Here is a 21,663-nt window from a genome sequence, read left to right on the forward strand (position 1 = left end):
CAAGACGCCGACCCTGCACGACGAGGCGCTGCGTCTCGGCGCGCTGTTCGCCGAGACCGCTGCCGTTCACGACACCGCCGCGTCGTTTCCGTTCGACAATTTTGCACGGTTGTCCGAGGCCGGGCTTCTGAGCCTGCGCACGCCACGCGCCTTCGGCGGCGCCGGCGCCGGCCTGCGCGAGGCGGCGGCTGTGATCGGCGCGATCGCCTATGGCGAGCCCGCCACCGCGCTGATTCTGGCGATGCAATATATCCAGCATGCCGGCATTGCGCGGAGCCAGCGCTGGCCGGCCCATCTCAAGGAGCGCGTCGCCCGCGACGCCGTCGCCGGCGTATCCCTGATCAACGCGCTGCGCGTCGAGCCGGAACTGGGATCGCCCGCCCGCGGCGGCCTGCCGGCGACGACCGCCGTGCGCGACGGTGACACCTGGCGGCTTTCCGGCCACAAGATCTATTCGACCGGGGTACCGATCCTCGCCTGGTATGTCGTCTGGGCCAAGACGGATGACGCCAACCCGCGCGTCGGCATGTTCTTGGTGCCCAAGGGCCTGCGGGGCACTCGCGTCGTCGAGACCTGGGATCACCTCGGCCTGCGCGCGAGCGGCAGTCACGACGTGATCTTTGACCAGGTCACGATCCCGATCGACCATGCCGTCGATATCCGTCTGCCGGCGGAATGGACGCCGGACGACATGCTGCAGCAGCACGCCGAAAACGGCGTGTTTCTCTCCGCGCTCTACAATGGCGTGGCGAAGGCGGGCCGGGACTGGCTGCTCGGCTTCCTCAACGACCGTGTGCCGGCCAACCTCGGCAAGCCGCTGTCCAGCCTGCCGCGCGTGCAAGAGGCCGTCGGCGCCATTGAGATTCTGCTGACCACCAACGATCGGCTGATCGACGGGTTTGCCGCAGACCTCGATGCCGGCATTGCCCGTCCGGCCACCGATGCCCACATCATCAAGTCGGTGGTCACCAACAACGCCGTGCAGGCGCTGGAAACAGCGATGAGCCTGACCGGCAATCACGGGTTGACGCGGAAAAACCCTTTGGAGCGGCACTATCGCGACGTTTTGTGCGGCCGCATCCACACCCCTCAGGACGACACGGTGAAGCTCAATCTCGGGCGCGCCGCTTTGGCCGTCAAACCATAAGGACCCCGCCATGGGCGCCCAAGACATCGAGTTCATCGGCTACATCAACACCCGCGAATTTTCCGAGATCCACCCGCCGGTCGGGCCGGCGATCGATCCGGCCTATGTCCGCACGGTCGCCAACGCGCATGAGGCCGCAGGCTTCGACCGGGCGCTGGTGGCATTCCACTCGACGACGCCGGACAGCATCATCGTCGCGACCTATGCCGCTGCGGCGACAAGCCGCCTCAACCTGATGATCGCGCATCGCCCGGGCTTTGCGGCGCCGACGGTCGCCGCGCGCCAGCTCGCGACGCTCGACCAGTTCTCCGGCGGCCGCGTCGCCGTGCACATCATTACCGGCGGCGACGACAAGGAACAGGCGCAGGACGGCGATTTCCTGACCAAGGACGAGCGCTACGCTCGCACAAGCGAATATCTCGATATCGTGCGGCAGGAATGGACGAGCGCAAAGCCGTTCGACTACGCCGGGCGGTTCTATACGGTGAAAGGCGCGAGCTCCGTCGTGCGCGCCGATATCCCGGTCTACTTCGGCGGGGCGTCGGAGGCGGCGATCGCGGTCGCCGGCAAGCATGCCGACGTCTACGCGCTGTGGGGTGAGAGCCGGGCGCAAGTCGCCGAGATCATCGGCCGGGTTCGCGCCGCCGCGCGCGAGCATGGCCGCCAGCCGCGCTTCAGCCTGTCCTTCCGCCCGATCCTCGCCGAGACCGAGGAGAAGGCCTGGGCCCGCGCCGAGGCGATCTATGAAAAGGGCCTGGCACTCGACGTCGGCAACGACGGCAAGGGCAACGCCGGCAAGGCGGAGGCGAGCAACGTCGGCTCGCAACGCCTCCGCGCGATGGCGGCGCAGGGCGATCGTCTCGACAAATGCCTGTGGACCAAGATGGCGACGCTGACCGGCGGCCGCTGGAACTCGACGGCACTGGTCGGTACCCCCGCCCAGGTCGCAGACACGCTAGCGGATTATTACGACCTCGGTGTCACCACCTTCCTCATCCGCGGCTACGACCCGTTAGAAGATGCGCTGGACTATGGGAGGGCGCTGATTCCGCTCACGCGCAAGCTGGTGGCGGAACGCGCGGCGGCGCTGGGGGTGGCGGCGGAGTAGCGCAAGACCGTCTTGCCATGCGAAATTTTCGTATGTACATAAATGGCGGTGAGGATCTCGTACCATCCTGCAAAGCGAGACTGGACGCTCAAGGAGCGACAGCTCGATTTCGAAGATGCAACCGAGGTTTTCGATGGCGTCACCATCGATATCCCGGACCTACGCGAACCGTATGGTGAAGAGCGTTTCATCACCTTCGGCTTCTTGAAGGGGCGGATGGTCGTGGTCGGGTGGACGCCGCGAAATGGCTGTCGCCACGTGTTCACGATGAGAAAAGCCAATGGGCGAGAGCAAAAAAGGTTTGGACCGCGCTTGGCCGATGACTGAGGTCGAATGGCAGTCTCCGGTCGATCCGGACGAGATTCCGGAACAAACCGAGGAAGACTTTGCTCGGGGGACCGTGCACATCGCGGGCGTGCCGGTTAAACGCGGGCGCCCGAAATCTACGCATCCTAAAGAGAGCATCACCATTCGGCTGGACACCGATCTCGTTGCTTATTATCGCAAGACCGGGTCGGGCTGGCAGAGCCGGATTAACAGTATCCTGCGCAAAGCGGCGCGGCTCGGATCGAAAGAAACCGCGGCGTGACCTAATGCGCTCCGGCCGGCGCGCCCATCGGTCGTGGCTTCTTCAGCAAAAAGATCGCTGATAGCGCCAGGATGAGTCCCACCCCGACGATCCAGAACGCGTCGGCGTAGGCCGAGACATAGGCCTCGCGGCGCACCTGCGCGGCGAGCGACATGAGAACCCGGCCCTTGGCCACGGCGGGATCGGCGATGGCACTTTGCATGCCGGCCATCAGCATTGCGATGCGCTCCTGCGTCCGCGCGGCGTTCTGCGTCATCGCTTCGGCAAGGATAGAGAAGTGGAAGTACTCGCGCCTCTCGATCACCGTCGAGAGCAAGGCGATGCCAACGGAGCCGCCGAGATTGCGCATCATGTTCGACAATGCCGAGGCATCCGCCGTGTCGCGCGGCGGCAGGCCGGCCGTGGACATCTGCGACAAAGGGATCGCAAACAAAGGCTGCCCCGCCGCCCGCAACAGCTGCGGCAGGATCAGCTGATCCATGCCGACGTCATGCGTGAGATTTACGTTGATGAAGCAGCTCGCCGCAAACAGTAGGGTACCGGCGATAATCAGCACGCGGGGATCGAAGCGTTTCATCAGAAACGGCATCGCCGGAAACAGGACAAGCTGCGGCAGCCCGCTCCACATCACGACATAGCCGATCTGCTCGGCGTTGTAGCCCTGGATCTGCGCGCAATAGAGCGGAATGACGTAAGTCGAGCCGAGAGACACCGCGCCCAGCACCGTCTGCAGGATACAGGCGCCGCCGATCGATCGGTTGCCGAGAACACGCAGATTGATGAACGGCTTTTCGGCCATCAATTCCCGCGCGATAAAAACGACGATGCCGAGGATCGCGACGATGGTGAGCCGGGCGATCAGATCGGATTCAAACCATTCCTTGCGCTGCCCCTCTTCGAGCACGACGGTCAGGCTGGAGAGCCCGATCGCCATCGCGCCGACGCCAAACCAGTCGCCCTTCGCCAATTCCGCCCATCGGGCCTGCTGCTTTGGCAAAGCCGTAAGCTGGCAGAGCACAGCGATCGGACCGGGAATGAGGTTAAGATAGAAAATATAGTGCCAAGAAAAATTGTCAGTGAGCCAACCACCGACGGTCGGCCCGATCGCCGGCGCGAAGGTCGCGGTGAGGCCGAAGAAGGTGATGCCGAGCCCCTGCTGCGAGCGCGGCAGGCGGGTGCGCAGAATGGTGATCGCGGTAGGGATCAGCACGCCGCCGGTAAAGCCCTGGCCGGCGCGGAAGATGATCAGCTGCGGCAGCGACGTCGACATCGCGCAGGCGATGGAAAACCCGATGAACAGCATCGTGTTGATGGAGAGATAACGGCGCAGACCAAATACCGAACCGAGCCATCCCGTCAGTGGGATGACGATGATCTCGGCCATCAGATAGGCCGTCGAGATCCAGCTGCCCTGCTCGGGCGAGGCGCCGATCGCGCCTTCGATGTTGGCGAGCGATGAGTTGGTGATCTGGATGTCGAGGATGGCGGTGAAGGCGCCGAGGATCGCCCCGGCGAACGCCAGCCAGTCGTAAAAACTCGCCTTCGCTTCCGGTGCTGCGGTCATCGCTTGGCCGGATCGCCGCGGGTGTCGACCACCGCCTCGGCCGAAAGGCCCGGCCGCAGCCGCGCGATCACCGGGTCGTGCGGGTCGAGCGCGATTTTGACCGGCACGCGCTGCACCACCTTGGTGAAGTTGCCGGTGGCGTTTTCCGGCGGCAGCAGGGCGAATTGCGAGCCGGTCCCCGGCGCGAAGCTCTCTATTGTGCCGTGGAAGACGTGATCGCCGAACGCGTCCACCGTGAAGCTGGCGGGGCGGCCCTCGACCATGGCGCCGATCTGCGTCTCCTTGAAGTTCGCGATGAGGTAGATCGCCTCGCCCATCGGCACGATGGTCAGCAGGTTGCTGCCGGGCTGGACGAGCTGTCCCAGTCGCAGGGCGCGGTCGCCGACCACGCCGTCGATCGGCGCGGTCACCGTCGTGTAGCCGAGATTGAGCTTGGCCTGTTCAAGATTGATCTGCGAGCGCTGCAGGCTCGCGCGCGCGGCGGCTTCGAGCGAACGCAAACCGTCGTTCTGCTTTTGCGCGGCGTCGTAACCGGCCTTGGCCTTGTCGGAGGCAGCCTGCTTCTGCAGCAGGTCCGAGATGGCCTGATGCGAGCGCTGCGTCGTGCCGGCGCCGCTTTGGACGAGATCGCGGTAGCGCTTCTCTTCCTCCGTCGCGAAGTCGAGCGCGGCCGTGGTGTTGGCGACGTCGGCCTTGGCCTCAGCGATGCGCGCCTCCTGCTGGATCACCGCCGAGGCGACGCCGTCGAGGCTGGCCTGCGCCTTGTCGAGATCGGCCTGGTCCTGCAGCAGAACCACGCGGAAATCGCGGTCGTCGATCCGTGCGATCACTTGCCCGGCCTTCACCGGCTGGTTGTCGTGAGCGAACACGGCGGCAATGAAGCCACCGACTTTCGGGGCCACCACGACCTTGTCGGCCTGAAGAAAGGCATCGTCGGTCGACTCCTCGAAGCGGCCGTCCGTCCACCAGTGCCAGCCGAACCGGCCAGCACCTCCGATGGCCGCCAGCAGCACGAGCGCGAGGATCATCCGCTTGCGGGTGATGCGACGCGGTGGTGGCGCGATCGGCGACACCGGCGCTGCGACGACCTGCGGCTGCAGCGCAACCGGTGCCGGCTTGGCCTCCGCCCGGCGCATCGGCTTTTCCTTGACCGTCTCGCCACTTTCGCGCTCGGGTAGATCGAGAGGCGGATCGAGCCTTGCGGAAGAATCCATTGCGTCACCACTATAGAACAGAACGGTATCGTTCTATATTAAGGGCCGCCAATACGCAAGCATGAGCCAGGACGTATGACCGAGATCGCGACAACAAAACCCGAGACTTCGCCGAAGGCGCGCGGCGGCCGGCCGACGAAGGCCGCGGCTATCGAGCGGGACGAGCGGTTGTTGGCAATCGCCGCGGACATGTTCATGGAGCTTGGGTTCGAGGGCACCTCGATGGAGCGTCTCGCCGAGACGGCCATGGTCGGCAAGGCCACGCTTTATGCGCGCTACCCGGACAAGGGCGCCCTGTTCGCCGACGTCCTGCGCCGCAAGATCCTCATGATCTATGCCACGCTGGAGGAGGAGTTCCAAAGGGGATTGGAGGGCGTGAGCCTGGAAGCGACGCTGTGCATCGTGGGGCGTCGGCTCCTCGACCAGTCGCTGACGCCCTCGGCACAGGCGATGGGCCGCATTCTCGTGGCGCAAGTCGCCCGCTTTCCCGAACTCGGTCGGCTTGCCTTCGAGGAAAGCACGAGCCGGCAGACCAAGCTTGTCGAAGGCATTTTCCTTCGCTTTGCCGAAACCCATCGCTACGCGATCGACGATCTGCCGCTGCTGGCGGAACTCTACCTCAGCATCGTGATGGGCCGCACATCTCGCCTCAAGCTGCTGGGCATGCCGGTCGACGCCGACACGCTCGATCACCGCCTCCACGAAGCGGTCAAGCTTTTCGTCCGTGGCGCGGTTTTATCTGGCCCATAGGCCAGCCGAGCCATCGCAAAACATTGTCGTATACAGCTTTTAACGAATCCCACTTCAGGATCATGCGCTTACCTTCAGCGCTCCTTAACCTGCGCGCGGGATACTGACGGTCTGGCGCTTCGCCATGATTGCGCGGACGATAGATGGACGATCTCCTCAACGACTTTCTTGCAGAAACGTCGGAGCACATCGAGGCTGCGAGTTCGCAGCTCGTGCAGTTCGAGAGCGAACCGACGAACATCTCGATCGTCGCCAGCATCTTCCGCCTCGTCCATACGATCAAGGGCACCTGCGGTTTTCTCGGCCTGAGCCGCCTGGAAAAGCTGGCGCACGCGGCCGAGGCGGTCGTCAGTCTGCTGCGTGAGGGGTCGCGCGCGACTCCCGAGCTGGTGACCGTCATCCTGCAGGCGGTCGACCGGATCCGTCTTATCCTGGCGGAGCTCGAGCGGCACGCGGTCGAGCCGAGCGGCGACGATGCCGACCTGATCGAAGCGCTCGAGAGCCATCTTTTCATCATGGAAGGCGCGCCGCTGGTCGCCGACGATATGCCCGTCCGCGCGTCGGCGATCCCGTCCGCCACGATCCCGGACCTGGCGCCGGCAGCGGAGCATCCCGATCGCGACAAGCGCGCCGAGACCATCCGGGTCGAGGTCGGCACGCTGGAACGCATGATGGTTCTGGTGTCGGAACTCGTCCTCACGCGTAACCAGCTGCTGGAAATTTCGCGCAAGGAGGAGGACGAGGCCGTTAAGGCGCCGATGCAGCGCCTGTCGGCGCTCACCAGCGATCTGCAAGATTCCGTCATGCGGGCGCGCATGCAGCCGCTCAGCCGGCTGTTCGCCCGGCTTCCCCGGTTGATCCGCGACCTCGCCGCCGAAACGCGCAAGAAACTCGTCCTCATCGTGGAAGGGGGCGAGACCGAGCTCGACCGCCAGCTGGTCGAGGTGATCCGCGATCCGTTGACCCACATGCTGCGCAACGCCGCCGATCACGGCATCGAGGCGCCGGAAGCGCGCCTTGCGGCCGGCAAGCCGGAAGTCGGCACGATCCACATCGCCGCGAGCCACGAGGCCGGCTACATCACCATCACGATTTCGGATGATGGCAACGGTCTCGATCTGGAGCGGATCAAGGGCAAGGCGCTATCGCGCGGACTTGTGACGCCGATCGACCTCGAACGCATGTCGGACGATGCGATCTTCCGCTTCATCTTCCTACCGGAATTTTCCACGGCGGCGCAGGTCACCAACATTTCCGGCCGGGGGATCGGGCTCGACGTCGTTCGCGACAATATCGAGACGATCGGCGGCTCCATCGCGGTCGCGGCGAAGCGGGGCAAGGGCACCAGCTTCAGCCTCAAGATCCCGCTGACTCTGGCAATCGCGCCGGCGCTGATCGTCACCGCCGGCAAGCATCGCTTTGCCTTGCCGCAGCAGTCGGTGATCGAGGCGATCGGCCTCGGCGAAGGCAGCAGTTACAAGGTCGAACGCGTTCAGGGCAGTCTTGTCCTGCGCCTGCGTGACAAGGTGATCCCGTTGATCAACGCCCACGAGATCCTGCATCTCGACGACGATCCGACCGCGCTTCCCAGTGAGGACCAGCTCGCCGTCGTGATGCGCGTCGGCACGCAAGGCTTCGGCCTCATCGTCGACAACGTCACGGACGTGCAGGAAATCGTCGTCAAGCCGCTCGGAGCGTCGCTGGCCCATCTCATCGTCTTCTCCGGGCACACGATTCTCGGCGACGGATCGGTGGTTCTCATCCTCGATCCTGCTGGGATCGCCAAGACGCTTGGCCTGGTGCAGGTGCTCGAGCTGGGCGCCCAGGAGAGCGCCGAGCCCTTCGTGCCGCCGAGCGAGAAGACCCGTCTCATCCTGTTCCGCACCGGGACGAGTGCCCTGAAAGTGGTGCCGCTGTCACTGATCTCGCGGATCGAGACGGTGGACTGGGACACCATCCAGTCGAGCGACGGCATGCTCGTTATGCAGCACCGCGGCTTCCTGATGCCGCTGATCTGCATGGGCGATACTGGATCGGTGGCGGGCGCCGAACGTCCCGTTCTCGTCCTCGGCATCGGCGGCGAGAGCGTCGGCCTGATCGTCGACGAGATCATCGACATCGTCGAGGATTTCCTCAAGATCGAGATCGCCAGCGCGACGCCCGGCACCATCGGCACCGCGACGGTCCAGGACACCGTGGTCGAGATCATCGACATCTCGCATTATGTCAAAATCGCGCGGCCGGATGCCCTGGCGCGCGGCGTGACGAGCCGCTTCACCGTGCTGTTGGTCGATGACAGGTTGTTCTTCCGCGACATGCTGTCGCCGATCCTCGCGGCCGCGGGCTACAAGGTCACGACGGCAAGTTCGGGTCGCGACGCGCTGGCGATGCTCGCGAAAGGTGCGACCTTCCACGTGATCGTCACCGACATCGATATGCCGGAGATGGACGGCTATACGCTGGCGCAGGAGATCAAGCGCGATCCCAAGCATGCCGGTCTGCCGATCATCGCGCTGGTCGCCGCCGCGGCGCCGATCATCTCGGAAGCGGCGGCGGCAAGCGGCATGTTCGGCGTCGTCGGCAAGTTCGATCGCGGCACGCTCCTCGACATGGTGCGGTCGAGCTTGGGCTCGCAGGTGCTCGGCACGCATAAGCTCGAAGAGCGCATCATTCGGGAATTCGCGGCATGACGAGAGAGCAGGCGACCGCCCCCTCGGCCCCGGGCAGCTTCCACAAGCCGGACGAAAATCGTTGTTTCACGGTGGTCTCGGAGGGCCGCACGTTCGGGCTTCCGGTCGAGTCCATCCAGACGGTGTTCGAGATGGTCGCGCTGACGCCGGTGCCGCTCGCGCCTTACGAGATCCTCGGCCTGGTGAACCTGCGCGGCAAGATCGTCACGGCCGTCAGCCTGCGGCGGCGGTTGAAGGCAGATGCCCATGCCGTCGAGACGTCGATGCTGGCTATCGGCATGGAGCATCGCGGTGAAAGCTTCGCGCTCGTCGTCGACGAAGTCGGGGATGTCATCATTCTCGATCCCGGCACCCGGATCGTCACGCCGCCGCATCTCGGTGCGGAGGGCATCAAGATCTCGGCCGTGCATCGCCTCGATGCGATGATCCTGCCGCTGCTCGACCTGGACTGGGTGTTCACCTTTTCGCGCGCGACGGAGGTCCGCCCGCTCGTTTCGACGCTCTGAAAGGACAAAGCCCGAGGCAAGCCTCGGGCTGTTTCGTATCGTGTGATGCTTTGGCGGGGACCCGGCAGGTTTCGCTGCCGGAGGCGCGGCGGAAAACCTTAGGCGGTGATGCGGTCTTCTTCTTCGTTCGGCTCGCGCAGCACATAGCCGCGACCCCAAACCGTCTCGATATAGTTGCGGCCCTGGCTAGCGTTCGCCAGCTTCTTGCGCAGCTTGCAGATGAACACGTCGATGATCTTCAGTTCCGGCTCGTCCATGCCGCCATAAAGGTGGTTGAGGAACATTTCCTTGGTGAGCGTCGTGCCCTTGCGCAGCGAGAGGAGCTCCAGCATCTGGTACTCCTTGCCGGTGAGGTGAACGCGCGAGCCCGAGACTTCGACGGTCTTCTGATCGAGGTTGACGATGAGGTCGCCGGTGGTGATGACCGACTGGGCATGGCCCTTGGAGCGGCGGACGATCGCGTGGATGCGGGCGACCATCTCGTCCTTGTGGAACGGCTTGGTGAGATAATCGTCGGCGCCGAAGCCGAGACCCTTCACCTTGTCCTCGATGCCGGCGAGACCCGATAGGATCAGGATCGGCGTCTTGACCTTGGCCACGCGAAGGGTGCGCAGCACCTCGTAGCCGGACATGTCGGGAAGGTTGAGATCGAGAAGGATGATGTCGTAATCGTAGAGCTTGCCGAGGTCGATACCTTCTTCCCCGAGGTCCGTCGTATAGACGTTGAAGTTCTCGGATTTCAGCATCAGCTCGATGCTCTGTGCAGTCGCGCTGTCGTCTTCGATCAGTAGAACGCGCATAATTGGCCCCCAGATTGCCCACATCGGTTGCCCGACGGCGCGACAGCATCCCTGAACATCGCCTACTCGCCAGCCCATCGGGCGGCGGCGCGACATCCCTCAATACGAATTGTCATAACGTTAACGGGGATTGGTTAACGAATTCCACCCAATCCCGGGAGCGCCATGACATGTTCATGATTTTTGCCGCTCCGCCTCGGAGCAGGACCGACAATCATGAACGAAGGTAGCGGAACGCAGTACGCGAGAGCCCTGATCGGAGGCTACGCCGGCTCAAAAGCGACGAAATCGAATCAATGCGCCGTCAACTATACACGCGAGCACGCCCGTGGCCGACGATTTGATCGCCCTGGTAACAAAGCGGCAACTTTGATGCGGCAGGATCACACTGTCTCGCGGAAGTCCTGTAAAAATGATCAGGTTCAATCAACCTGCATCGCGGAGTCACGGTATGAAGTCGCGGGATTCACTCTTGCGTTTAAAACGCTTTCAGGTCGATGAGCGCCGCCGCCGCGTGGCGCAGATCGAGACGATGATTGCCGAGTTCCTCCGGATGGCAGGCGATCTCGATCGCGAGATCGCCACCGAAGAGAGCAAGGCCGGCATCACGGACATGACGCACTTCGCTTATCCGACTTATGCGCGGGCGGCACGGGCACGGCGCGACAATCTCTCGCGCTCGGCCGACGAGCTTAAGGAACAGCTCGGCGAAGCCCGCCAGCAGCTCGATGAAGCGGTCGGCGAAATGACCAAGGCGCAAGGCCTCGAAGGCCGCGACAAGAGCGGCGAGCGCACCGAGTTTCCGGTGAAGCAGCTCGATGCCGGCATGATGGGGCTCCGCGCCCTCCAGGCCTGATCGATCCTTCCGGCCGGCTGCCCCTCGGGTGCCCGGCCGCGTTGGTTGCAGGCCTATCCGGAGAGCGGCCCTTCCCCAGCGGCGTCGCCGCCGTGCGGCTTGCGCTTGCGATCCGGTTTCGCCTCGTGCAGGGTTCTACCGCGTAGCGGTGATACGCTGAACCGCCTATGCCTATCGAACGACGGCTCCGCGTCGTTGGCCTGGAGCACGATGAAACGCTATCTCGACTTTGTATGGCCGATCGTCGGTTTGATCGCAGTCGTCGTTTCGATCTCCCTTCTCGTCGGCGAATTTCGGGGCGATGCCGTCGTAACGCAGGTGCTGGCGCAGCTCAAGGCGATCACGCCCGGCCATTATGCGCTGGCCGTTCTGTCGACCGTCATCGCCTATGCGGCGCTCGCTTGGTACGACCGTATCGCGCTGCTTCATCTTGGTATTCGCTCGATCTCGTTTACCTTCATCGCCCTGTGTTCCTTCACGACCTACGCGCTGAGCCACAATATCGGCGCCTCGGTGTTTTCCGGCGCGATGGTGCGCTACCGCGCCTATTCGACGAAAGGTTTGAGCGCGGCTCAGGTCGCGATCCTCGTTGCGCTTTGCTCCCTGACGTTCTTCCTGGGAACGCTGCTGCTCGGCGGCATCGTGCTGGTGTTCGAGCCCGCCCAGTTGAGCCGGCTCGCCGGCCTGTTGCCGCATTTCCTCACCAACACCGCGACGGCGCGTTTTCTCGGCTTCGTCTTTCTCGGCCTCATCGTGGCCTATGCCGTGGGCTCGGTCCTGCAGCTTAAGCCACTGACGATCGGCGGGTTCCGCATCGATTATCCGCGCCCCGGGATCGCCATGCGGCAATTTACGGCGGCGACCCTGGAATTGCTCGGCGCGGCGGGGATCATCTACTTTGCCCTTCCGGAGGCCGGAAACCCCGGCTATTTCGCGGTGCTCGCGGTCTTCCTTGCATCCTTTTCGGCGGCGCTTGTCTCCAACGCGCCGGGCGGCCTCGGAGTCTTCGAACTTTTGTTCATCAACGCCATGCCGAGCGTGCCGAAAGCCGACGTCTTGGCAGCGCTGCTGCTCTTCCGGCTGCTGTATCTTCTGATACCGCTGCTGTTTGCCACCGTCGTCGTCATCCAGTTCGAGCGCCGCAGGCTGGGACAGACGCTCGTGCAGAAGGCGGACGCATCGGGCGGAAGCCGGAAACCGCTGGGGCACGGCTAGAGCATTTTCCACAAAAGTTGCAGACTTTTGTGGTCGAGAAAATGCTCTAACTTTCTGAGAATGGAGCGATTTCTGATCGCTTCGGTCAGCCCACCAAAGCGGACGGCGCTCTAGAGGATCGCGACGCGCCGCATGCACGGACTTGCATCAACGAAAAGCCCCGCACCGGCGCCAAACGCGCAACGGAAACGGGGCTGTATAGCGTCCGACTTGTGACATGCCGGGCGAAGCGAAGCGTGTTCTTGCGAAACGCGCTGGCTCCCCAATCGCGCGGAGCCTCTTAAGCCCTATAATGCTGCAGGCGCGTTGTGCGCAGACCGGCCAGACCATGCTGATCGATCGACATCTGCCAGGATAGGAATTCGTCCACAGTCAGCTTGTAGCGCAGGCAGGCTTCTTCGAGGGAAAGCAGACCACCGCGGACGGCGGCGACGACCTCGGCCTTGCGGCGGATCACCCAGCGCTTGGTGCTGCTCGGCGGAAGGTCGGCGATCGTCAAAGGACTACCGTCGGGCCCGATTACGTATTTCACCCTCGGACGAAGAGACTCGGACATGACATGTACTCACTACAACTAAGCTTTACGCTAGTGTCGAACATAGCCCTGCCACTTTAAGATTTACCTAAACCAACACGCTGGTTTTTAAAGGAAAATCGGATTTACGACGTCGATAACTTGCCAAATCATCAACAAATACGGTCCTGTGTTTCCGTTTGGAACAGATTGGGCGTTTGAGGAAGTTAAAGCCGGTTAAACCGAGGTTAAAGACTCGCTTCCGCTAAGATGACGAGGCTCCGCGCGACGAGGCGATCGTCGAGCTTGGTCTGGCGTAAAGACCGGAAACTTGCGTGAGGCCGCCTCCTACCGATATTGAAGAAGCGCTCCCGTCAGCGTCGCCCGTCCGCAACCCGGTATTTTGTCGTGAACAGTCTCGATTTCGCCAAGTCCCCCGCCGATACGCGCGTCGTCGTCGCCATGTCCGGCGGTGTCGATTCCTCGGTAGTTGCGGCCTTGCTGCACGCCGAGGGCTATGACGTCATCGGCATCACGCTTCAGCTTTACGACGACAGCGGCAGCGCGACACGCAAGGGCTCCTGCTGCGCCGGACGCGACATCGGCGATGCCCGCGCCGTCGCGGCCAAGCTCGGCATTCCCCATTACGTGCTCGACTACGAGGCGCGCTTCCGCAAGGCGGTGATCGACCCGTTTGCCGCGAGCTATGCGGCGGGCGAGACGCCGGTCCCCTGCGCCTCCTGCAACAGCGCGGTCAAATTCGCCGATCTTCTCGATACCGCGCGCGATCTCGGTGCCGATGCCCTCGCCACCGGCCATTATTGCGCCACCCGCGCGCTGCCCGACGGCACCCGCGGCCTGTTTCGGGGCGCCGACGCCGCGCGGGACCAGAGCTACTTCCTCTATGGGACGACGCCGGCGCAGCTGGCGCCGCTGCGCTTTCCCCTGGGCAGCCTGCCGAAGGCGCGGGTCCGCGAACTCGCCCACAGCTTCGGCCTCGCCACAGCCGACAAGCCCGACAGTCAGGACATCTGTTTCGTCCCCAACGGTCGTTACAGCAGCACCATCGCGCGGCTGTTGCCGGAGGCGATGGCGCCCGGCGACATCGTCGACCAGGCCGGCCAGGTTCTCGGCCGCCATGAGGGTATCGTCCATTATACCGTCGGTCAGCGCAAAGGCCTGAACCTCGGTGGCCTTCCGGCGAACACGGGCTCGCCTCTGTTCGTGGTGGCGATCGAGCCGCAGACCGCCCGCGTCGTCGTCGGCCCGCGCGAGGCCCTGCTGACGCGGACGGTGGCCCTGCGCGCAATCAACTGGTTGGGCGACGGCACGCTCGCGGACCTGCCGGATGACGGGCGCGAGCTCTACGTCCGCACCCGCTCGACGCGGCCGCCCGTGGCCGCGACGCTTCTGCGTGACGCTGACGGACATATCGTCGTCCGCTTTCCCGAGGCCGAGAGCGCGGCGTCGCCCGGGCAGGCCTGCGTCTTCTACGATTCCGATGCAATCGACGCCCGCGTCCTCGGCGGCGGCACCATCACCCGGGCGCCGACCGCCTCTGCGGCCGGCGTCCTTCAGCATGCGATGGCCTCCTAGCGCATGACCTCTTCCACCGTGCCACACGCCTCAGCGATCGATAATGCCGATGTCGAGGCTGCCTACGCCCGCTGGGCGCCGGTCTATGACCTCACCTTCGCGCTGGTGATGCGCCCTGGCCGCGTTGCCGCCGCAGCGGCCGCGAGCCGCCCAGGCGGACGCGTCCTCGATGTCGGTGTCGGCACCGGCCTCGAACTGCCGATGTTCGACCCCGCGACGCGCCTCACCGGCGTCGATCTCTCCCGTCCGATGCTGGCGCGCGCGCGCGAGCGGGTGAAAACGCAGGCGCTCGTCAACGTTGAGGGCCTGGTGGTGATGGACGCGATGCGCCTTGCCTTCGCCGATGCGACCTTCGACGCCGTCGTGGCGCCTTACGTCTTGACGGTGGTGCCTGACCCGCAGGCCAGCCTCGACGAATGGGCGCGGGTGGTGAAGCCCGGCGGCGAGATCGTTCTGGTGAACCACGTCGGTGCCGAGCGGGGATCGCTGGCGGGGATCGAGGCCTGGCTCGGCCGACGCAGCGCCAAACTAGGCTGGCACCCGCAGTTCCCCTTCGCCGTGATCGCCGACTGGATCGCCGGCCAGCCCAACATGACGCTCATCGAACGCCGTCCGCTCGCGCCGTTCGGTCTCTTCACGCTGACGCGGATCGCCAAGGCGGCTGTCTAGAGCCCTTTCGCGAGCCGTGGCATATGCCGCCTCATTTGCCTTGAAATGCGCTAAGCGGCAGGCGAGTCTTCGCGTCGCCGTGTCAAGCGTGAAGCGGCTTCCGTCTGGGGGCAGACTCGATGACCACCTCGCTCGCCTTACATCGCGCGTGCTTCGAGCGCTCCGTTTCAAGGCAGGATGCTGGTGCATGACGGGGCGCCCGTCCGAATGGCCCGTCGAGCGGGTGATCGCCATCGTCGGCTGCCAGCGCAGCGGCACGACATTGACCGGCCAGATTTTCGGGGCGCATCCCAGCGCGGTGCTGATCGACGAGTTTGACGGCGTGTATCCGTGGTTTCACGCTTTGATGGAGGGCGCGTCCGACAACGATGCCAGCGAAAGGCTCCTCGAGAAGGCCGCAACCAAGTACGGAACGACCGACGATCGGTTTGTCGCCACACCGAACGGCAAGCGCCTCGCGCGGGACGTCAAGGTCCTGGTTCTGAAGACGCCGAACCTGACCTATGACGAGGAGCGCGTCGCGCGCATGCCGTGGCCGGTGACGGTGGTCTATCCCGTTCGCGATCCGCGGGCGGTCGTCGCGTCGATGGCCCGCCTCGAGTCCGTGGATTTCGTCGCCAATCAGATCCGGCTTATTGCGCAAAGACCCTCGACACAGGAGCGGTATCGGGCTGCTTTCGCCGTGATGGCGGATGCATCCGCATCCGTATGGACGCGGCGCGCCGCGCTGTGGCAGATCAAATCCGGGCGGCAAGCGGATTTCGAGCGTGCGGGCTGCTCGGTTCATGCGTTTCGCTACGAAGACCTGGTCGATGATAGCACGGCGGTGATCGCCGCAATGTTCGCGGCCTGCGGCCTCGGTGATCCACAGGCAGGCTTGGCGGCTCATCTGACCTATGCCGGTATCGGTCCCGGCGGCACGGATCGAACCCGCCCGATCGACTCGTCGTCCTTGAGCGGCCAGGAGGCGCTGACGTCGGCGCAGCTGGCTGATGTGATGCGGGCCGCCGAACCCCTGGCAGGGCGGCTTGGCTATGCGTGACGGCATCGGCAACGAATGGTCCATCGACGCGCCGGTGATCCTCCTCGGGCGCGGCGGCAGCGGAACCCGGATGCTGTCCGAAATCGCTCGCGGGCTCGGCATTTTCCTCGGCAACCACGTGAATGCCACGGGTGACTCCGTCGAATGGGTCGCGACGCTTTACGAGCTGGCGATCGAGAATCTTGCCGTCGATGTCCAAAGTGTCCCTGAACAGGAGGCCTGTTGGCGACAAAGGCTTCAACGCTTGGCTGCCGACGTGCTGGCTGTGGACGGTCGTCGCGCGTCGGATCCCTGGGGATGGAAACTGCCTGAGACGATGCTGGGCCTCGGGCCTATTCTCCGCGCGTTTCCAGCCGCTCGCGTCGTTCATCTCGTCCGGCATCCCGTGGCGAGCGCGTTGCGGCGCACGCACATGACGTCGCGGATGGACAATCCCATCGGACAAGCCGTGCTGCCGGTCGCCTATCGGTTCTGTGGCCTTGATCCGCAGCGCATCGGCGACGATGACGTTCATCTGCATAACGCAGCGACGTGGGCGGTCCAGATCGCCGGCGTGCTCGATGTCATTCGCGTCCAGGAACCGCGTGTCCTGCAGATCGCCTATGAAGACATGTGTCGCGATCCCCGAGGTACCCAGGTCGCGCTGGCGACTTTCTTGGGTCTCGACGTGCCCGCTCCATCGATCGTGCCCGACGTCGACCGCGCGCGGCTCAACGACGGCGCCGGTTGCGACGCCCGCGCGCAACAGGTCTGGTCGATCTGCGGCACCATTGCTGGTGCGCTTGGTTACGATAGAGACGGGTCTTATCGTCGTCAGGTCATGCTGGCGTAGATATCGTTCGCCAGCGTTTCGTGCCGTCGATACGGCTCCGAATCGCGAACCTCGTCGATCGTCGGCGGTTCTTGCGCCGGCTCTGAAAATCGCAGCGCACCATCGTCTGCGGGCCGGCCGAGCGCTTCGAGCAAGCGCGCATTCGACGATGCGAAATAGTCGGCCAGAAACGCACGCTCGCGCAAACGCAAGACTTTGGCTTCTGGGCCGCCGAGCCGATCTGCCGCTTGGGCGCTCGCCGCGCGACGACGGACGAACGCGGCCAGCGGCGTGTCGGACTCCAAGACGCTGAGATAAGTGAGCTGGTGGAGACTCATCGATTCCCTCTGGCGCGGAATCTCCGCAATGCCGCTTGGTGTCGGCAGTCCAGCCGCTTTGAAGAAGGATCCGAACAGGTCCGATCGCGCCTCGTCGTAAAGCTGAACGCTGCAATTGCCGAGCGCTTGCCGCCATCCATCGAAATGCGCCCACCAGTCCGGGTAGCACAAGCGCTCGGTGTTTCGGCTCAAGGTCACCGCGATGAAACTCGGCAGGTCCTGATGAACGTCGCCCGTCTTCATCAACTGGTTATGGTAGGACTCAAACCATTGATCCTGCGTGCGGGCGACCAGAACCACGGTGAAATCCGCCGCCGGGAGCAAGTGCTGAAGCCGCGCCGCATGGGTCGGACGAAAATCCTCGGCCGAAAGGATGAGCGCCTCCTGATCCGGCCGCCAGTCCGCCAGCAGTTCTTCCACGATACGCGCCGGATCGAGGGCGCGCGAATCGATGTGTGGGAACACACGCTGGAAACTGAGCGTTGGCGCGGCATCGAGAACGGTTGCGAGAAGCTTGGCGTTGCCCGCCATCTGCGCCACGGCCGGCAGAACGGGAACGAAGATACCCTGCGCGCGCATCGCCGGCGGATCGAGGCGGAGACGCAGCTGAAGATACGTCGAGCCCGTCTTCGGTGCGCCGACATGAAGAATGATGCGTCCGCGGGATGTCAGAGCGGGACCTTCATCACGCGTACGGCCGTCGTGCCTTCATAGCGGTGGAGGTAGCCTGGTTCCAGCTGTGCGGCCTCTGGCGGCACAGGCTGATAGGAATGCCAGATCCGAACGGAGCCACTGATCAACTCGCCGAAGGCTCTGTGATTGAAGCTGGGCGACAGGGTATATGGATTGAGATCCATCATTTCCATCGCGAGCGTGATGTAGGGCTGGTCACTCCATGTGCGTGTTTCGTCCTTGCTGGCGAGTGCGAGGGCCTGCTGGAAAACGGACCGCACCTTCGCAACGCGCCAATCGAAGAAGATGACGCCGGAATTGTAGATAACGTGACCCTGCGGCGCCAAACCTTCGCGTTCGAGAACGCGCCCGAAACTCCGAAAGTCGGCCAGCGAATAATGTGGCGCCGGCGCCATCGCGATCCCGTATTGCTCGGCCTTGTCGAACCCCAAAGATATGTCCGCGAGGACGCGCGTATCCACATCCAGAAAGAGCACGGTCCCGAAGGTCTCGGGCAGCGACGCGAAAGCTTCGGCCTTTCGCTCCTTGCTCGAGAAAGCGAAGTCGCGCCGCAGCACCGCGACACCGGGCGGCAGCATATCCGTCTGGGTGGTTGTATCGGTGATCAGAAACACGGGATAGGGCGGCAGGCGGCTCTCGGCGATACATTGCGCTACGAGCGCGACGTGAGAGTCGCCCCAGGCGATGAACAGAATGATACGGGGTTCAACCAACGCTCGATCCTCCCGCCAGCCCGGCACGCTGCCGCGCCATCTATGGCTCTCAAGTATGAATCCTAACATGCCTGCGTATGACTTGTAATGAAGTGATAAGCGTGGCATTCGAAATTTAGATGTGTATGCATAATTTGCTTATATACAATAATTAAAGACCAAAGCAGCCTTTCAAGTCGACAAAGGCGCTGTTATTCTCGCTAGGGGCGAGGAATCATCGATATGAAGCTGAGTGTCGTCGTAGCCGCTTTCAATATGACCCGCGAGCTGCCGCGCACCATCTTGTCGTTGTCGCAAAAAATGCAACGACACGTTGATGCTGAAGATTATGAAGTCATTATCGTCGACAATGGCTCGGATCGGCCCGCGGATCTTTCCGCCTGTATCGATCTCGGCATGAACCTCCGTGTGATCGAGATCCCGCGGCAAGCCCGCTCGCATTCTCCCGTTCAGGCCTTGAATTACGCAATCAGAGAAGCGCGGGGCGAACTTGTGGGCGTCATGATCGACGGGGCTCGCATGGCGTCACCTGGATTGCTGGCGGGCGCGCTTCGCGCGGACAAGCTTGATAATCGAGCGGTGATCGCGACGCTGGGGTTCCACCTTGGCCCAAAAGTGCAGATGGCGAGCATCCACGAGGGATACAATCAAATAGAGGAAGACCGGCTGCTTGATGGGATCGGCTGGACGGAGGATGGCTATCGGCTCTTCGATATCTCGGTCTTTGCCGGCTCGTCGCAGAGCGGATGGTTTCGACCGATTGCAGAAAGCAACGCTCTCTTCATGCGGCGATCGTTGTGGGACGAACTGGGCGGCTTCGACGAGCGATTCGTCACGCCTGGCGGTGGCCTAGCCAACCTCGATACGTTTGCGAGGGCTGTGCAGCTGCCGCGGTCTTTGGTTGTGACGCTGCTTGGCGAGGGAACGTTTCACCAGGTTCATGGTGGCGTGGCGACAAATGCCATCAAAAGCATCAATCATCTCTTCTTCCAAGAGTACGAGCAGTTACGGGGCACGCCCTATGCCGGGCCGTCTTATCAGTCCCTATACCTGGGCAATGTGCCGACCCCGGTTCTCGCTTCGGTTGCGACGTCGGCGCAGTCTGCCCGAGCCTACGCATAAAGCATCGGATGCTCGAGCTCTTTGTACGAGCGCGACGCTTATCGCTTGAGTGAGTCCGCTTAGGCGGCTGACGCTTTCCCGCCGGCGACGCCGGATCTCGATCGCTCGTTCGTCAACGCCGATCCCGGAACCACATCCTCGTGCTTCGTTGCCGCGCCTGTGGCCTGACGGCCGTGGGTCGTCTTCGATGGCCGTCGTGCAAATACTCAAATAGGGGAGCCACAAAATATTTCGGACGCGCGAATGCCGGCGGCCGGGCTCGACCGCAGGATGGTCGCGGGAAGCAAGCTGCAATACAAAAGGAAATACATAAGTGTACATCATTGCATATACAAATAATGCATCTCCATATATTGAAACACCACAAAGGTGACGACGTTTTCGAAGCAACTCAGGCTAATAAATTAACATAAATCCAACTTTTGCCGTCTTAGATCGCGCCAGGCACATCAGATATGCGTGAAAGACAAAACCCATGGCGAGCGCGGACAATCTCAATTTCAATAACGTAACACTCAACACGCTCGGTCTGCTTCCGCTCACAACCTACTCGGGCTCCCTGCTCGTCGACTATGCCACCGGTATCGTCACCGGCAGCCTGACGGTTCAGCCTGCCTTGGGCATCAGTCTGACGACCTACACGAGTTTCACGCTCGTGCATGGTGCTGGCAACTCTTACACGATCACCGGCACTGGAACGACGGCCGGACTGCTCGCCAGCACCATTACGATCCAATACAACGGTCAGGCCCCGACAACAGCAAGCACGCAGTATTTTGCGGCCGGTCTGGAACTTGCCGTCGGCACCGGGGGCGCCGTCACATCGACGCCTTCGCACGTTCCAAGCGTCGTTCCCGAAACGGGGACGGTTCTTGCGGGCGCGACGCTGACGGCGACCGCCGCCAGCGGCGCTCTGAACGGCGACACCGATCCGCAAAGCGCGGCGCTCAGCGTCACATCCGTAACCAAAGGCGGGACGACGAGCGCGATCGCGGCAGGTGGCAGCGCATCGATCGCCGGCACCTACGGCACGTTGATCTTGCATTCCGACGGGTCCTACAGCTACGCCGCGACGAACGGCCTCGCGATCGTGTCCGCTGCAGACGGCTCGCCGCTCCAGGATGTCTTCACCTTCAACGTCAGCGACGGCACCTTTTCCGCACCATCGAGCCTGACGCTTACCGCGACGCTCGGCGCGGGCGGCGTCGAGACCGTCGTGAACGCAACGGGCGCGGCGACGTACAGCATCGGCGCCACGACTCTGACGTTGAGCGAGACGGGAACCTCGACCTATTCGGGCGTCATTCAGGACGGAACCAGCGGCAACGTCGGCGGCAAAGTCGTCGTGGCGGGGACCGGCACGCTGACGCTCGCCAACAACAGCACGTATACCGGTGGGACGACGATCGCGAGCGGCACTGTCATCGAATCGAACGTCGGCGGCGCGCTTTCGGGAGGGCCGGTCGCGATCGCTGCGGGCGCCACGCTCAACCTGCTCAACAACACGATCTTCAACATCAACTTGCAAGGCACGACCTTCACAGGTGCCGGCACGATCCAGAAGACCGGTGCCGGCAACGAAAGCTTCGGCGGCAACAACGGCGTCGTGACGATTGCCTTGGCCCAGGGCGGTCTGCTCGACGTCGAGGGCGGCACGGTGTTCGGCGACAACAACAATCAGGGGTCGTTCGCCGGCAACATGGGCGGTCTGAAGATCGCCGCAGGC

21 protein-coding genes are annotated in these 21,663 nt (G+C 63.4%); 15 read left to right on the forward strand and 6 right to left on the reverse strand.

Translation table 11 applies throughout. From position 1 onward, the window contains the following. The first annotated feature begins 28 nt into the window (after positions 1-28). Genes GSQ79_RS00210 through GSQ79_RS00225 form a run of 4 tightly spaced genes read left to right on the forward strand, consistent with a single transcriptional unit; the run spans position 29 to position 2,844 of the window. Positions 29-1,147, forward strand: a complete 1,119-nt coding sequence (locus GSQ79_RS00210; RefSeq protein ID WP_246725007.1) for an acyl-CoA dehydrogenase family protein — start codon at positions 29-31, stop codon at positions 1,145-1,147. Between the two features lie 10 nt (positions 1,148-1,157). Then, positions 1,158-2,255 (forward strand): LLM class flavin-dependent oxidoreductase, encoded by a 1,098-nt coding sequence (locus GSQ79_RS00215; RefSeq protein WP_158806722.1) that lies wholly within the window; start codon positions 1,158-1,160, stop codon positions 2,253-2,255. A 42-nt stretch (positions 2,256-2,297) separates the two neighbouring features. Further along, a complete protein-coding gene (locus tag GSQ79_RS00220; protein ID WP_246725005.1) occupies positions 2,298-2,582 on the forward strand; it encodes a BrnT family toxin in 285 nt (94 codons plus the stop codon). Next, a complete protein-coding gene (locus GSQ79_RS00225; protein WP_158806723.1) occupies positions 2,575-2,844 on the forward strand; it encodes a BrnA antitoxin family protein in 270 nt (89 codons plus the stop codon). Before GSQ79_RS00220 ends, GSQ79_RS00225 begins: the two co-directional genes overlap by 8 nt. Before the next feature lies 1 nt (position 2,845). On the opposite strand, the gene GSQ79_RS00230 is transcribed toward GSQ79_RS00225, so the two are convergent. Then, positions 2,846-4,408, reverse strand: a complete 1,563-nt coding sequence (locus tag GSQ79_RS00230) for an MDR family MFS transporter (protein ID WP_158806724.1) — start codon at positions 4,406-4,408, stop codon at positions 2,846-2,848. Beyond that, on the reverse strand, positions 4,405-5,622 hold the full coding sequence (locus tag GSQ79_RS00235) for an HlyD family secretion protein (RefSeq protein ID WP_246725006.1): 1,218 nt from the start codon (positions 5,620-5,622) through the stop codon (positions 4,405-4,407). Before GSQ79_RS00235 ends, GSQ79_RS00230 begins: the two co-directional genes overlap by 4 nt. Positions 5,623-5,697: 75 nt before the next feature. Here GSQ79_RS00235 and GSQ79_RS00240 point away from each other — a divergent pair, with 75 nt between their 5' ends. The 3 genes from GSQ79_RS00240 (at position 5,698) to GSQ79_RS00250 (ending at position 9,568) form a co-directional block, all read left to right on the forward strand. Then, positions 5,698-6,372 (forward strand): TetR/AcrR family transcriptional regulator, encoded by a 675-nt coding sequence (locus tag GSQ79_RS00240; protein ID WP_158806725.1) that lies wholly within the window; start codon positions 5,698-5,700, stop codon positions 6,370-6,372. Positions 6,373-6,515: 143 nt separating this feature from the next. Beyond that, a complete protein-coding gene (locus GSQ79_RS00245; protein WP_158806726.1) occupies positions 6,516-9,062 on the forward strand; it encodes a chemotaxis protein CheW in 2,547 nt (848 codons plus the stop codon). Continuing rightward, positions 9,059-9,568, forward strand: coding sequence for a chemotaxis protein CheW (locus GSQ79_RS00250; RefSeq protein ID WP_158806727.1), 510 nt, complete (start codon positions 9,059-9,061; stop codon positions 9,566-9,568). The genes GSQ79_RS00245 and GSQ79_RS00250 overlap by 4 nt, the downstream gene beginning before the upstream one ends. 98 nt (positions 9,569-9,666) lie before the next feature. Here the strand turns inward: GSQ79_RS00250 and ctrA are convergent, their stop codons facing one another. Beyond that, the gene (gene ctrA, locus GSQ79_RS00255; protein WP_158806728.1) at positions 9,667-10,368 is read right to left on the reverse strand and encodes a response regulator transcription factor CtrA; all 702 of its coding nucleotides are present in this window, start codon (positions 10,366-10,368) and stop codon (positions 9,667-9,669) included. 451 nt (positions 10,369-10,819) lie between these two features. On the opposite strand from ctrA, the gene GSQ79_RS00260 reads away from it, so the two are divergent. Together GSQ79_RS00260 and GSQ79_RS00265 are read left to right on the forward strand one after the other, a co-directional pair. Continuing rightward, positions 10,820-11,224 (forward strand): flagellar export protein FliJ, encoded by a 405-nt coding sequence (locus tag GSQ79_RS00260; RefSeq protein WP_158806729.1) that lies wholly within the window; start codon positions 10,820-10,822, stop codon positions 11,222-11,224. Positions 11,225-11,434: 210 nt separating this feature from the next. Further along, positions 11,435-12,439, forward strand: a complete 1,005-nt coding sequence (locus tag GSQ79_RS00265; protein ID WP_158806730.1) for a UPF0104 family protein — start codon at positions 11,435-11,437, stop codon at positions 12,437-12,439. A gap of 280 nt (positions 12,440-12,719) precedes the next feature. Here GSQ79_RS00265 and GSQ79_RS00270 read toward each other — a convergent pair whose 3' ends face one another. Further along, on the reverse strand, positions 12,720-12,995 hold the full coding sequence (locus GSQ79_RS00270) for a DUF1153 domain-containing protein (RefSeq protein WP_158806731.1): 276 nt from the start codon (positions 12,993-12,995) through the stop codon (positions 12,720-12,722). Positions 12,996-13,361: 366 nt separating this feature from the next. Here GSQ79_RS00270 and mnmA point away from each other — a divergent pair, with 366 nt between their 5' ends. From mnmA to GSQ79_RS00290, 4 genes are all read left to right on the forward strand, one after another. Then, positions 13,362-14,549, forward strand: coding sequence for a tRNA 2-thiouridine(34) synthase MnmA (mnmA, locus tag GSQ79_RS00275; RefSeq protein WP_158806732.1), 1,188 nt, complete (start codon positions 13,362-13,364; stop codon positions 14,547-14,549). A gap of 3 nt (positions 14,550-14,552) precedes the next feature. Next, complete coding sequence (locus GSQ79_RS00280) at positions 14,553-15,218, forward strand: class I SAM-dependent methyltransferase (RefSeq protein WP_158806733.1); 666 nt, start codon at positions 14,553-14,555, stop codon at positions 15,216-15,218. 187 nt (positions 15,219-15,405) lie between these two features. Next, a complete protein-coding gene (locus GSQ79_RS00285; RefSeq protein ID WP_158806734.1) occupies positions 15,406-16,260 on the forward strand; it encodes a sulfotransferase in 855 nt (284 codons plus the stop codon). Further along, complete coding sequence (locus GSQ79_RS00290; protein WP_158806735.1) at positions 16,253-17,092, forward strand: sulfotransferase; 840 nt, start codon at positions 16,253-16,255, stop codon at positions 17,090-17,092. Before GSQ79_RS00285 ends, GSQ79_RS00290 begins: the two co-directional genes overlap by 8 nt. Here GSQ79_RS00290 and GSQ79_RS00295 read toward each other — a convergent pair. Continuing rightward, positions 17,074-17,988: a hypothetical protein gene (locus tag GSQ79_RS00295; protein WP_158806736.1), complete on the reverse strand. Its 915-nt coding sequence runs from the start codon at positions 17,986-17,988 to the stop codon at positions 17,074-17,076. The genes GSQ79_RS00290 and GSQ79_RS00295 overlap by 19 nt on opposite strands. Positions 17,989-18,077: 89 nt before the next feature. Further along, positions 18,078-18,815 carry a hypothetical protein gene (locus GSQ79_RS00300; protein WP_158806737.1) on the reverse strand — a complete coding sequence of 246 codons (738 nt, stop codon included), beginning with the start codon at positions 18,813-18,815 and terminating at the stop codon, positions 18,078-18,080. Between the two features lie 222 nt (positions 18,816-19,037). Between GSQ79_RS00300 and GSQ79_RS00305 the strand changes: the two genes are divergently transcribed. Together GSQ79_RS00305 and GSQ79_RS00310 are read left to right on the forward strand one after the other, a co-directional pair. After that, positions 19,038-19,937 (forward strand): glycosyltransferase family A protein, encoded by a 900-nt coding sequence (locus GSQ79_RS00305; RefSeq protein ID WP_158806738.1) that lies wholly within the window; start codon positions 19,038-19,040, stop codon positions 19,935-19,937. A gap of 475 nt (positions 19,938-20,412) precedes the next feature. After that, the coding region (locus GSQ79_RS00310) for an autotransporter-associated beta strand repeat-containing protein (RefSeq protein ID WP_174243143.1) at positions 20,413-21,663 on the forward strand (1,251 nt) is incomplete at its 3' end.

The organism is Beijerinckia sp. L45 (assembly GCF_009765775.1).
Classification (GTDB): domain Bacteria; phylum Pseudomonadota; class Alphaproteobacteria; order Rhizobiales; family Beijerinckiaceae; genus RH-AL1.

What these genes read in the sequence shown, in the direction of transcription:
- GSQ79_RS00215 (WP_158806722.1), top strand. Translation starts at nt 1,158, where the DNA reads ATGGGCGCCCAAGACATCGAGTTCATCGGCTACATCAACACCCGCGAA.
- GSQ79_RS00220 (WP_246725005.1), top strand. Translation starts at nt 2,298, where the DNA reads ATGGCGGTGAGGATCTCGTACCATCCTGCAAAGCGAGACTGGACGCTC.
- GSQ79_RS00225 (WP_158806723.1), top strand. Translation starts at nt 2,575, where the DNA reads ATGACTGAGGTCGAATGGCAGTCTCCGGTCGATCCGGACGAGATTCCG.
- GSQ79_RS00230 (WP_158806724.1), bottom strand. Translation starts at nt 4,408, where the DNA reads ATGACCGCAGCACCGGAAGCGAAGGCGAGTTTTTACGACTGGCTGGCG.
- GSQ79_RS00235 (WP_246725006.1), bottom strand. Translation starts at nt 5,622, where the DNA reads ATGGATTCTTCCGCAAGGCTCGATCCGCCTCTCGATCTACCCGAGCGC.
- GSQ79_RS00240 (WP_158806725.1), top strand. Translation starts at nt 5,698, where the DNA reads ATGACCGAGATCGCGACAACAAAACCCGAGACTTCGCCGAAGGCGCGC.
- GSQ79_RS00245 (WP_158806726.1), top strand. Translation starts at nt 6,516, where the DNA reads ATGGACGATCTCCTCAACGACTTTCTTGCAGAAACGTCGGAGCACATC.
- GSQ79_RS00250 (WP_158806727.1), top strand. Translation starts at nt 9,059, where the DNA reads ATGACGAGAGAGCAGGCGACCGCCCCCTCGGCCCCGGGCAGCTTCCAC.
- ctrA (WP_158806728.1), bottom strand. Translation starts at nt 10,368, where the DNA reads ATGCGCGTTCTACTGATCGAAGACGACAGCGCGACTGCACAGAGCATC.
- GSQ79_RS00260 (WP_158806729.1), top strand. Translation starts at nt 10,820, where the DNA reads ATGAAGTCGCGGGATTCACTCTTGCGTTTAAAACGCTTTCAGGTCGAT.
- GSQ79_RS00265 (WP_158806730.1), top strand. Translation starts at nt 11,435, where the DNA reads ATGAAACGCTATCTCGACTTTGTATGGCCGATCGTCGGTTTGATCGCA.
- GSQ79_RS00270 (WP_158806731.1), bottom strand. Translation starts at nt 12,995, where the DNA reads ATGTCCGAGTCTCTTCGTCCGAGGGTGAAATACGTAATCGGGCCCGAC.
- GSQ79_RS00280 (WP_158806733.1), top strand. Translation starts at nt 14,553, where the DNA reads ATGACCTCTTCCACCGTGCCACACGCCTCAGCGATCGATAATGCCGAT.
- GSQ79_RS00285 (WP_158806734.1), top strand. Translation starts at nt 15,406, where the DNA reads ATGACGGGGCGCCCGTCCGAATGGCCCGTCGAGCGGGTGATCGCCATC.
- GSQ79_RS00290 (WP_158806735.1), top strand. Translation starts at nt 16,253, where the DNA reads ATGCGTGACGGCATCGGCAACGAATGGTCCATCGACGCGCCGGTGATC.
- GSQ79_RS00295 (WP_158806736.1), bottom strand. Translation starts at nt 17,988, where the DNA reads ATGCGCGCGCAGGGTATCTTCGTTCCCGTTCTGCCGGCCGTGGCGCAG.
- GSQ79_RS00305 (WP_158806738.1), top strand. Translation starts at nt 19,038, where the DNA reads ATGAAGCTGAGTGTCGTCGTAGCCGCTTTCAATATGACCCGCGAGCTG.